We start from the raw sequence: 10,536 nt of genomic DNA on the forward strand, positions 1-10,536 counted from the left end.
GCCGTTTGAGCTGCCGCAATGCACGTTTTACGCGCGCGATACGCAGTGGCTGATGAGATTTGCCGAGGGTGCGCTTGATATTTGCGATCCTTTCGGCATCGGGGTGATTTTCGAGGGCGAAAGACCGCTGCGCATGGAAAATTTAGAGCTTTGCTAGCTGCGGTAAAATGCTAAATTTAAAGGCGGACGGGAATTTTAATGCTTTGCCGGGTTTGAAATTTTTCGGCTTTTCGCGAATGTAACGCGGTAAATTTTAAAATTTAACCGCAAGGTGCGACATCAAAAAGACGCGGCGCCGAATTTAATATAATCTCTAAAATTTAAACGCTTAAAAAGAGCGAGCCGTGAGCGAAAAATTTCAAGCCGAGATGAAAGAGTTAGACGAAAAATTCGCCGCAATACCGGAGAATTTAAAGAAGCGATACGGCAAACAGAGACTAATTAGGTGCTCTAGTATGGTATTTTTAGCGCTTTTGTTCGGCATTGCATCGGTAGCTTCGCGACTTATTTCTTACGTGGATATTCAGATGCCCGAGCCCTTTTTGTTTTGTGTGGCGGTAGTTTTATCCATTTGTTTGACGGCATTTTGTTTAAAGTGCTACAAGACAAAAAAATACAGCAGCTTTTTCATAAAAAATCAAGATGCCAGTTTGACGATTTTTACTTTTGAGAATACGGCTAGCTTAGTCTTGATTTATTTCCCACTTTGCTATTTCTATCTTCGGCAATGGGAGGTTCGCGAGATGAGTTAAGCGGCACCGGCACTTTATACGGAATCTTTATAGCCCCGATTTGCATATTAGTTTTTCTTTTATGCTATTTTTTCAACCGAAGCACCTATATTCCAAAAGACGATAAATTATGCTAAATTTCGATGAGGTGAAAGCTGCGAAACCTTATAAAAGAGCTGCAAAGATGGCGTTAAGCGGCGGGTTTGGACGAATGTTTAAATTTGGCTTATCGTAACTTAATACCCCTTGTATTTGCATTAAAGTTTTGTTGAGCCAAATTTTTATATACTTACTTAAGGGATCGGCGCTAAAATAAGAATATTTAAATTAAAAGGTCGGTGTGAAAGCAATTAGGAATTTTTATGAATGGCTAAGCATTTGGGATAAGATAAAGATTTGCTTTTGCTTAATATTGGTCGCTTACGCATGGTATTATATAGTCGCTTTGTCTAATCCAAAAAATTTAAGTGATCTCAAAATCACAGATGGCATAGTAACAGGTTTTACTAGCGATTCCGCGTTAAGGGGAGGAAGCTGGTGGTTATTGCAATTTTATGATAGCGAAAGAAAAGCCGTAGAGAAGGTTTCCTTGGGACTAAATTATAAAGGGATAGATGAATTTTATATATATGACAAACAAAGAAATATACTACGTTTTGATCTTTTGCAAGATCGCAAAGTTAGGATTTGGTATTCTGAATTCCCCTTTCCGTTTAAAACGAAAACGGCTTATCAAATTCTTATTTTAGACGATAATTTAGGCGAACGAGAAAGCATAAAAGGGAATAGATATTTTATGAGATTTGCGGATAGAGGATATTATATTACACCGAAGAAATGGTTTATGCTAGCAATGTCTCATATGGTTTTAATTTTTATTGTTTTGGATACCATATCAAAATTTAAAAGAGAAAATTGTGACAAGCTTTAATTCATTGACGGATTAGGTACGGTAAGGGCTCGCGCAAATCTAGCGCATAAATTTCGCCCTTAAATCGTGTAAATTTCACGCTCTGTTCGACGGAATTTCACGCGCAAATTTCACGACATTTCGGGCTTTGCAGCTTACAGCTTCCTAAGCTTCGCGATCTCATCGCGTAGCGCCGCGGCCTTTTCAAACTCCAGAGCGGCTGCGGCTTCGAGCATCTGCTTGCGGAGCTCCTTTACGATCTTGGCGCGCTCGGCGGCCGGCATCTTCTCTAAATTGGCACCCTTTCTTAAAATTTCGGTGCCGTCCTCGATCTTTAGGCTTTCTTCGATATTACGGCTCGCAGAATGCGGCGTTATGCCGTGGGCGCGGTTGTATTCATCTTGAAATTTACGGCGCTTTTGGGTGATGTCGATCGCCTCTTGCATCGAGGCGGTGATCTTTTTGCAAAACATCACGACCTGCCCATGCACGTTTCGCGCGGCTCGCCCCATCGTCTGAATTAGGCTCGTGCGCGAACGCAAAAAGCCCTCCTTATCGGCATCCATGATCGCTATTAGGCTTACTTCGGGCAGATCGAGCCCCTCGCGGAGCAAATTTATACCGATTAGCATATCGTATTCGCCGCTGCGTAGGCCGCGGATGAGCTCGTTGCGCTCGATCGCATCTACGTCTGAGTGCATATATTTGACCTTAAGCCCAAGCTCCAGATAGTATTTGCTCAGCTCCTCCGCCATCTTTTTGGTTAGCACGGTTACTAAGATCCGCTCGCCGCGCGCAATGACCTCCTTTGCCATATCGTGTAAAATTTCGACCTGGTTGTCGCTGTCTTTTAAGATAATCTGCGGATCGAGTAGCCCCGTCGGGCGCAGTATCTGCTCATATACGGCGCCGCGGCTAAGATCCAGTTCGTAATCGTTGGGCGTTGCGGAGACGAATAGAAATTTAGCCTTTTTATTGATAAACTCATCAAACATCAGTGGGCGGTTATCAAGTGCGCTAGGCAAGCGGAAGCCGTACTGCACGAGCGTCTCCTTACGGCTGCGATCTCCTGCAAACATACCGCGAAACTGCGGCAAGCTCACGTGGCTTTCATCGACGATGACGAGATAGTCCTTGCCCTTGCTCTCGTAGTAATCAAAGAGCGAATAGGGCGTCTCGCCCGGCTTTTGACCGGTCAGATAGCGCGCGTAGTTTTCGATCCCCTTGCACATCCCCGTAGCGCCCAGCATCTCAAGGTCAAATTCCACGCGCCCTTTCAGCCGCTGCGCCTCGACGAGCTTGCCCGCGTCCTCGAAAAATTTTAGCCTTTGTTCAAGCTCCTCCTCGATCCCTTTGATCGTCGATTTCAGGCGTTGCTCGCCCACGATGAACTGGCTCGTCGGGTAGAGAATAAATTTTTTGACGCTCTGCGTCTTTTTGTTTTCGAGCACGTCCAGATGATACATCGCCTCTATCTCGTCGCCGAAAAACTCGATCCTAAACGCCTCGTCGTTAAAATACGCGGGATAGATGTCGATTACGTCGCCGTTTACGCGAAAATTCCCGCGATCAAAAAAATCGTCGTTGCGTTTGTAGCCCATATCGACGAGCTTGCGAAGTAAAAATTTAGTGCTAAATTTTGATCCAATCTCAAAAAACAGTACCATGCCTTTGTATTCGGCGGGATCGCCCAGGCCGTAGTTTGCCGAAACCGACGCCACGGTGATGACGTCATCAAAGCTCAGCAGGCTCGCAGTGGCACTTAGCCGCAAGCGCTCGAGCTCTTGGTTTACGTCGCTGTCCTTTTCGATGAAAAGATCCTGCCTGGGGATGTAGGCCTCGGGCTGATAATAATCGTAGTAGCTGATGAAATACTCGACGTGATTTTGCGGGAAAAAGCCCTTAAATTCGCTATAAAGCTGCGCCGCGAGGGATTTGTTATGCGTCATTACGAGTGCGGGAATTCCAAGGCGCTTGATGATATTTGCCATGGTAAATGTTTTACCCGAGCCGGTAACGCCGAGAAGGGTTTGGTATTTGTTGCCGCTTTGAAAGCCCGCGACGATGCCTTCGATCGCTTTTTCTTGATCCTCGCTCGGAGAGAATTTGCTCTCGATTTTAAAATTTTGCAAAATTTTTCCTTTTTTAAAGCCAAAATTGGGTAATATTTTTATTTAAATTATATCAGAAAAGGCGAAATAATGGAATCAATCTTTGACGAAGAGAAAAAGGTCGAGGGCTTAAGCAATAAAGTAGCTGAGCTGATTAGACGATACACCGAGGCTAGAGACGAGAACGAAAAGCTACGCACCGAGCTAGCGACGGTCAAGGCGCAAAACGAGGCTTTGGGAATGCAGCTTGGCACGCTTGAAAACGATCTGGCGTATCGCAAGATGAGTGATGAGGATCTAAGCAAGCAGATCGACGATATTTTGGCAGGCGATAATTTAGGCGAGAAATGAAAGAAATTTCCGTTCAGCTGACGAGTAAGTCTTTGACGAAAAAATACGCGATAAGCCTGGATGATGACTTTGCAAAGGTCTTCGGCAGGGACTGGCGGATTTTAACTCGTGGCAGCGATCATCTGGATGCGGGCGAACTGCTTGAAGCCTATATCCAAAAAAGCTATGAAAATTTTATGCTTAATAAAAAAATAGATGCCTTGGTAAAGGACATCGACGAAGGAGTAAAATGATGAAAATGAGAAAAGGTGCGGCAGTAGGCGGCGGCGTAAGCGGGATAATATTTTTAGCTATTATAATCTTCGTGATAGTAAAAATAATATATCCTAAATTAAGCGGTGCTAAGGATGAGGTTTTAGTAAAAGCTTATGCAGTCGAGCTTGAAGGCGTATTTAAAGATATACAACGCGACTACTTAAATCAAGGAAATTTTCGCGAGCTAAAGAGCATGACGGGTTCCAGACAGTTTAGTGATAGCGATCTGGCACGTAGCTTAGCAGTCAATCAAAGCTTTACCTACGGCGTAGGACCGAAACTCAAAAACGATATGATCTTTTGCGCGACGATCACCTTGCGTCAAGATAGTGATGGCTATTTCTTCACAACCGAGAACATCAACCGCAACAGGGAGCGCTGCGAAGCATTTCATAAAGATACGACCTATATGAAGCTAAATGGCTTTAGGATAGGCAAATAATTTTTAAAATTTAATCGCGCTACTGCTATGGATTCGTAAAGCATCCGTGCAGCATAAGCGCGATAGTACTAGTGAAGTGCGTAGCCGTGCATCGGCTCGCACCTCGTGCCAAAAACATGCTAATATTTCAAGAATTCATCTTTATAGGTATTTTTTTAAAATTTAGCTTTAAAATCGGCATTTTTGCATTTATATTGACAGCTTATCGGCTAAAATTTTAATCATATTTTAGTTTATAATTCATAGCGGTCGTGATTTATGCCATTGCGGTTAAATTTATAAGATAGGTGCTTTTAAGCTAGATTCCTCGCACGACGGCGATGTGAGCTGTGGCTGGATCTGCGAAAAGCGCCTTATAAAATAAGCGTATTAAAGCAAAATATCAAGATCATCTTAAATTTATGAAATTTATACCCCGAAAATGCGCGGAATTTCATCGGCGCGGGCTTGGGCGCGGGTTTTAAAAGTCTTTCATAGAATTTTATCGCTGATTCTCAACCGCCGATTTGATCCATCTGCGTAAGTAATCTAACTGCTGCGGCGTATGGAACCAATGCTCGCCGTTTTTCATAACGCTTAAGTCGCAGTCGAACTTCTGCGCGAAATTTCTAACGATACAAAGAGGCGTCATATCGTCGTTTTCTGCATATAGAATTCTACTGGGCGTTTCCCACTTAGTGATCGGATTGTTCAAAACAAAACTCCAATATTCCCAAAAAAGCGGTTGCCCGACATGAGTCAAAATCATCCGCTCTTGCTTCAATCTCTCCTCGCTAACGCCGGCCCTACGCATAATATTTGAAATAACGTATTTCATATCAAGTATCGGCGAGACGAAGAGGCAGTCGCTAAGCTTTTCGTCGCGGAAGCTTTGCAGGCCGAGCCATGCCCCTAGGCTAACGGCAAACAGCGCGACCTCGTCCCAGCGCTTCTTTGCATACGATAAAATTTCGCGAAATTCAAAAATAGTGTGCCGCGGATCGCAAGAAGCGGGCTCGTGCCGCCTCTGTCCGTGCCCAGGCAGGTCAAAGCTAATTACCTGCCAGCCTTGCTCGCAAACGACGGAAGCCAAAAGCTCCGCATCATCTTTGCTTCCGCCTTGCCCGTGAGCGTAGATATAAACCTTTTTCGAGCAGCTCCCCCAAACGGCGGCGGGAACGCCACGTATCTCAATCGCGCTCTTTTGCATTTTTCGTTCCTTTAAATTTTTGCGCTAATACCCGCATTTTGCGGCAATGCTACAAGAAAAACCATAAATATTGCTGGAATTTAATAGCACGCCCCGCTAGACTGCCTGCGATTAGCGATAAATTTTAAAATTTTACGCGCGAGCTGCGCCTGCCGCTTAAAATTTAGCCGCACGAAATTTAAGTGGCATGATTTTGATTCTTGCAGCGCAATTAAATTTTTATGTCGTAGAATTCTACAGGCTGCGAAATTTAAAATTTAAGGCCACGCAAATTTTATCGCGACTCGTGCAAAATTTTAAAATTTACGTATGCTTTATTTGCAGGCTACGCTAGCCGCGAATAAATACCGCTAAATTTTAATTACAAGCGGGCTCGCGCCTCAGAATTTAAAATTTGCGCTAATTCATAAGCCGCGCTCAAGATGCGGCTTTTAAAATTTCGGTGCTTGATAGCGCCCGCAATCGCGCTGTGTTTGCCATGAGCACATACAAAAAGCTTAAAAAATCAATCCCGCGGCACCGAGCTTGACCCCCAAAGAGATAACTATCAAAACCCCGAGCCCCGCGAAAAAGCCCGCCAGCACGTCATCCAGCATCACGCCGAGCCCGCCCTTTACGTCGCGATCCACGCGCCCGATGATCGAGGGTTTGCAGATGTCAAACGCCCTGAAAAACAGCAGCGCCAAAATCATCGCGACGATCGATATCCTGCTACTCTCAAAGCCTGCGATCAGCTCCCGCAGCGGCAGCGAAAAGATCTCGCCCGCGGGCGCGGCGACGCACATCGCAATCCACACCCCCACTACCTCGTCGATGACGATCTCGCTGTTATCGTGCGAGCAGGTCCGCTTCTCGTAATCGCTTACGATCTTAAGCGAGACGAAAAAGACGAGGCCGGCGCATAAAAACAGCGTTACCTCGCCCGCCAGCATCAAAATCGCAAGACCTACTATCCAGCCGGCGATGCTGCCCCATGTGCCGGGCGCGGGTTTTAGTAGCCCTGCGCCAAAAAATGTAACGAAAATTTTATCCATAATTGTCCTTTTAAATTTTGCTTTTTAAAATTTTACCACTTATTTTAATTAGAGCATCTGCTCGCGCGAAAATTTTAAATTTCGTTCGTGCGTGCTAGGAAATTTTAAATTTCATTCGTGCATGTAGAATTAATTTGCCCGCCCGCACGAAATCAGTTCTACCCGCTCGTCACAAAAATTTCGCTCACTAACGTAGGAATTTTAAAATTTTAATCATTTGCGTAAAAATTTTAAAATTTTGCTCGCTCCACGCGGAAATTTTAAACCCACTCAAGATGCGAAGAGCGTTCTGTGTGTGCGGGCAGCTGTCGAGCCGCACGCCGAGTTTTATGCGCCGCAGCTTACTGCAACCGCCTAGCTTTTTAAATTTAAGCTCACTCGTCGAAAGCTTAAATTTTAAATCCGCTTCGCCACAAAATTTTACGCCAAATCTGCGTCTGCCGCTCTTTATTCTATAAAATTCCGCGCAGTCCTTTCTTTCTGCACTATGAAATTTTACTTTATGCCTAGTCGCCGTAAATTCTAACGCCGCGAAATTTTACCCTCTGCCTAGCTTCCGCAAATTCCACGTCATTTTTGCGTTGCGCCTTCAAACGCTACGTCTTTAGCGCGCTGGTTTGGTACAGCTGCATAAGCTGCTCGTAAAACTCGCTCTCGCCGTGGCTCTGTAAGATCCCGCTGTTTGGAAAAAGCTCGTCGTAGAGCTTTTGCAGATCTGAAAACCGCGCGGGAAAGAGCTCGCTTAAAATCATCGCCGAGATCTCTTTACGCATAAAAATCGCGGGCGGCAAGATCCCCGCGCGCAGCAGTGCCTTGAGATTTTGCGTGCGATAATGCACGTGATGATGAGCGCCGTGAGGGCAGTTTTTGGTGCTTACGAGCACCTTACACTTCTCGCAATAGACGTATTCGGGCATCAGCAAAATCTCGATTTCGCCGCGCTTTTGATACTCGTCTAGCACCGAATGCACGCCGCCACCTTCGAAAAATAGCTCCATATTTGCGTGATTTTGCCCAAAAATTATTTTGTTTATACCTAAATTTTTTGCGATCGCGCATTGCAGGGCGGGCTTGTCGTCAAAAATCGCAAGCGAGCCCAGATCGATCATCATGGCGCGTTGCGCAACCAAAAAATTTTGCAGTAAATACCTTAGCGTTTTTTTGCGTAGCTCGTAGGGCAGGGCATCCGCGCTGCTCGTGCCGGTTAAAAAAATCACCACGAAATCCGCCTTATCGATCATATGCCTAATCAGCCGCTCATGCACGCGGTGGATCGGATCGGCGCAGGTAAAAAACGCTGAAATTTTAGGCGCGGCAAGCGAGCTTGCGACTTTTTTTATGTGCGCGATTTGCTCTGCAAGACCATTTTTTAGCAGCGTGATGCGCCCCTGCACCGCAGTTTGCTCTGCGTATGCGTTTTGAAACACCGAGTCTGCGACCTCGCTTGCGCTTGGAGCATAAACGTCGCTAACGCTTATGCGCGCGACAAGCTCGCAAGAGGCGGGATTTGCAGCGGGATTTTTGATGAAATTTTCGGTATAATTTGAGATAAAATTTCCCGCCGAATTTGCTACGGATTTTACATCTGCGCTGCAAACTCGATTGATCGCAGAATTTTCGGCAAAGCTCCGCGCGGAATTTACCGCAGAATTTTCGCTGGAGCTTTTCGCCAAATCCAAAGTAGTGTTTTTCGCAGATTTTGTATCTGCGCTGCAAGTAAAAGTTTGATCATAGCTCGCAGCAAGACTTTCTATATGGTCTAAGCCCTCGCTTGTGGCGTTTATAGCGCTTTGCGCACTTGTAGTGCGCGCGAAACCTACGCCGCTTTTTGCAAAATTCTGCTCGTTTTGCGTTGCGGCAGAAACCTCATCCTGCAAGTTGAGCGATCCTTTAGCTGGCAAATATGCGCCGTTCTCGCTGCTAAGCGAATTTTTGGTGCGTTCAGCTATGCCGTCTTTGCTGAGATAAAGCTCCAAAATATCGCCTTTTTTTGCGCCCGCGCAGGAAAAAACGAAATTTATGCCGCATACGCTTAGCTCGCTTGGGCGCAGTAGCTCGCAGCTCTTGCCGAAAGCGCCGTTTGCGAGCAGGCTCAAGACGTTTAGGTCGGAGCGCGAGATCACTATCTTGCGGATTTGCGTTGCGCTATTATTTGCGCCTTTGCTCTCGCTTCCGGCTTGCTCTGCTTTTAAATTTCTTGCCGCGCCCTTAGCTCGCGCCTCGTCTTTTCTGGCATTGCTCGTCTTTGACATTTTTAAATTCCGCATCGTTTTTAAATCACGCTTTGCTTTTGAGTTCTGTGATGCTTTTAAATTTTGCTTCGCTTCTAAATTCTGCGCCGCGTCACTCGAAGCTATTGCGACGTTTAGAGTTTTTGTGCCGCTTAAAATTCCTTCGCTTTCAAGCGATTTTATTTCGTTTAAATTGCCGGTATCGCGTGAAATTTCTGTCCCGTCTGCGATCCATGCCGAGCGCGCGCGGCTATTTTTTTCTTGCGATGCCATATTTTTTCCTTTTCTCCCAAAGCGATTTTCGAGAAATCCCAAGTGCCGCCGCCAGATCGGAGTCGAAATACTCGTCTTGGTGCGCTACGATCGTGAGCTTTACGTATTCTTCGATGCTTAAAATTTCACTGCGTTCTTTGTTGCTGCCAAGCGTAATTTCGTCGTTAAAGCCCTTTTGCGCGCCGATGGATCCGGCGATTACACGCATGGATTTGGTTTTGCTTAGAAATTTTTCCTTCTGTGCGCCGCTTAGGCTATCAAAATCTGGTGCGTAAAAAATCTCCGCGCCGCGTTCTAGCAGCTCAGGGCTTTGCGCGGATAGAATTTTAAGGCGCGATTTTAGCGCAAGCGCGATCTTAAATACCGCCGCAGCTCGCGCTGCCGCATCACCGCGCAAAAGAAGCGGGAATTTTATCTGCGCTAAACGCGCGGACGGTATTTCGCACGAAAGGGAGGCTTCTTTAAGCAGTGCTTCGTAGGCTTCGTTTTGCGATTTTAGCGAGCGAAACTGCGCGTAGTGCTCGATCTTTTTGATGAGCTCCTCTATCATAAAAGGCTTTTGGATATAATCCGTCGCGCCCGCTTTTACGGGGTTTAGCACCGTTTCGCTATCAACGTAGGCGACCATCAAAATTATGATCGAGCGCCTAAATTTCTCGATCAGCGGATAAAAGCTCGCGCCGCTCCAGCTCGTAGAGAGTAGCACCGCCTCAAACTCCTCCGCAAGGCCCGCCGCGGCTGCTAAACTCGCCGCGTTAGTGCATTCATGCCCCAGCGCGCCGAGCTTGTTTGCGATACTTTGGGCAAGATAGCTTTCGCTCTCGATTATTAAAATTTTCATACGTCCTGCGCCTTTGTTGCGTGCTTTTGCCAGTCGTAAAATTTTAAATTTACCGCAGCCTGCGCGGCGATGCCTTCGCTTCTGCCCGTAAATCCCAGCCCTTCGGTCGTGGTCGCTTTGACATTGACGCGCGCGCAGTTTAAAATTTCGCTTAAAACCTCCTGCATC

The 10,536-nt window shown here is 46.1% G+C and carries 11 protein-coding genes; 5 read left to right on the top strand and 6 right to left on the bottom strand.

The window, feature by feature from the left end; genetic code table 11:
* Window positions 1-344: 344 nt before the first annotated feature.
* Window positions 345-752 (top strand): hypothetical protein, encoded by a 408-nt coding sequence (locus Q0257_RS08110; protein WP_297905120.1) that lies wholly within the window; start codon window positions 345-347, stop codon window positions 750-752.
* 319 nt (window positions 753-1,071) lie between these two features.
* The gene (locus Q0257_RS08115) at window positions 1,072-1,662 is read left to right on the top strand and encodes a hypothetical protein (protein WP_297905117.1); all 591 of its coding nucleotides are present in this window, start codon (window positions 1,072-1,074) and stop codon (window positions 1,660-1,662) included.
* A 134-nt stretch (window positions 1,663-1,796) separates the two neighbouring features.
* Here the strand turns inward: Q0257_RS08115 and uvrB are convergent, their stop codons facing one another.
* Window positions 1,797-3,773: an excinuclease ABC subunit UvrB gene (gene uvrB / locus Q0257_RS08120; protein WP_298023822.1), complete on the bottom strand. Its 1,977-nt coding sequence runs from the start codon at window positions 3,771-3,773 to the stop codon at window positions 1,797-1,799.
* A 69-nt stretch (window positions 3,774-3,842) separates the two neighbouring features.
* On the opposite strand from uvrB, the gene Q0257_RS08125 reads away from it, so the two are divergent.
* Genes Q0257_RS08125 through Q0257_RS08135 form a run of 3 tightly spaced genes read left to right on the top strand, consistent with a single transcriptional unit; the run spans window position 3,843 to window position 4,800 of the window.
* The gene (locus Q0257_RS08125) at window positions 3,843-4,103 is read left to right on the top strand and encodes a hypothetical protein (RefSeq protein WP_005871316.1); all 261 of its coding nucleotides are present in this window, start codon (window positions 3,843-3,845) and stop codon (window positions 4,101-4,103) included.
* Window positions 4,100-4,336: a hypothetical protein gene (locus Q0257_RS08130; protein ID WP_005871317.1), complete on the top strand. Its 237-nt coding sequence runs from the start codon at window positions 4,100-4,102 to the stop codon at window positions 4,334-4,336. Before Q0257_RS08125 ends, Q0257_RS08130 begins: the two co-directional genes overlap by 4 nt.
* Entirely contained in the window at window positions 4,333-4,800 is a 468-nt protein-coding gene (locus Q0257_RS08135; protein ID WP_005871318.1) for a hypothetical protein, read from the top strand. Before Q0257_RS08130 ends, Q0257_RS08135 begins: the two co-directional genes overlap by 4 nt.
* A gap of 481 nt (window positions 4,801-5,281) precedes the next feature.
* Here the strand turns inward: Q0257_RS08135 and Q0257_RS08140 are convergent, their stop codons facing one another.
* From Q0257_RS08140 to Q0257_RS08160, 5 genes are all read right to left on the bottom strand, one after another.
* Window positions 5,282-5,989 (bottom strand): alpha/beta hydrolase, encoded by a 708-nt coding sequence (locus tag Q0257_RS08140; protein ID WP_298023826.1) that lies wholly within the window; start codon window positions 5,987-5,989, stop codon window positions 5,282-5,284.
* A gap of 497 nt (window positions 5,990-6,486) precedes the next feature.
* Window positions 6,487-7,023, bottom strand: coding sequence for a phosphatidylglycerophosphatase A (locus Q0257_RS08145; protein WP_298023828.1), 537 nt, complete (start codon window positions 7,021-7,023; stop codon window positions 6,487-6,489).
* A gap of 596 nt (window positions 7,024-7,619) precedes the next feature.
* Complete coding sequence (locus Q0257_RS08150; protein ID WP_298023833.1) at window positions 7,620-9,527, bottom strand: hypothetical protein; 1,908 nt, start codon at window positions 9,525-9,527, stop codon at window positions 7,620-7,622.
* Entirely contained in the window at window positions 9,505-10,368 is an 864-nt protein-coding gene (locus tag Q0257_RS08155) for a response regulator (RefSeq protein ID WP_298023835.1), read from the bottom strand. Before Q0257_RS08155 ends, Q0257_RS08150 begins: the two co-directional genes overlap by 23 nt.
* Window positions 10,365-10,536 (bottom strand): 2-C-methyl-D-erythritol 2,4-cyclodiphosphate synthase (locus Q0257_RS08160; protein ID WP_298023837.1); only part of this gene is annotated, 172 nt, incomplete at its 5' end. The genes Q0257_RS08160 and Q0257_RS08155, both read right to left, overlap by 4 nt.

The sequence above is a fragment of the uncultured Campylobacter sp. genome, from assembly GCF_938018035.1.
GTDB lineage: Bacteria > Campylobacterota > Campylobacteria > Campylobacterales > Campylobacteraceae > Campylobacter_B.

Bases quoted from the DNA above. Each gene is read 5' to 3' on its own strand.
- Q0257_RS08125 (WP_005871316.1), top strand. From the start codon at position 3,843: ATGGAATCAATCTTTGACGAAGAGAAAAAGGTCGAGGGCTTAAGCAAT.
- Q0257_RS08130 (WP_005871317.1), top strand. From the start codon at position 4,100: ATGAAAGAAATTTCCGTTCAGCTGACGAGTAAGTCTTTGACGAAAAAA.
- Q0257_RS08135 (WP_005871318.1), top strand. From the start codon at position 4,333: ATGATGAAAATGAGAAAAGGTGCGGCAGTAGGCGGCGGCGTAAGCGGG.
- Q0257_RS08140 (WP_298023826.1), bottom strand. From the start codon at position 5,989: ATGCAAAAGAGCGCGATTGAGATACGTGGCGTTCCCGCCGCCGTTTGG.
- Q0257_RS08145 (WP_298023828.1), bottom strand. From the start codon at position 7,023: ATGGATAAAATTTTCGTTACATTTTTTGGCGCAGGGCTACTAAAACCC.
- Q0257_RS08150 (WP_298023833.1), bottom strand. From the start codon at position 9,527: ATGGCATCGCAAGAAAAAAATAGCCGCGCGCGCTCGGCATGGATCGCA.
- Q0257_RS08155 (WP_298023835.1), bottom strand. From the start codon at position 10,368: ATGAAAATTTTAATAATCGAGAGCGAAAGCTATCTTGCCCAAAGTATC.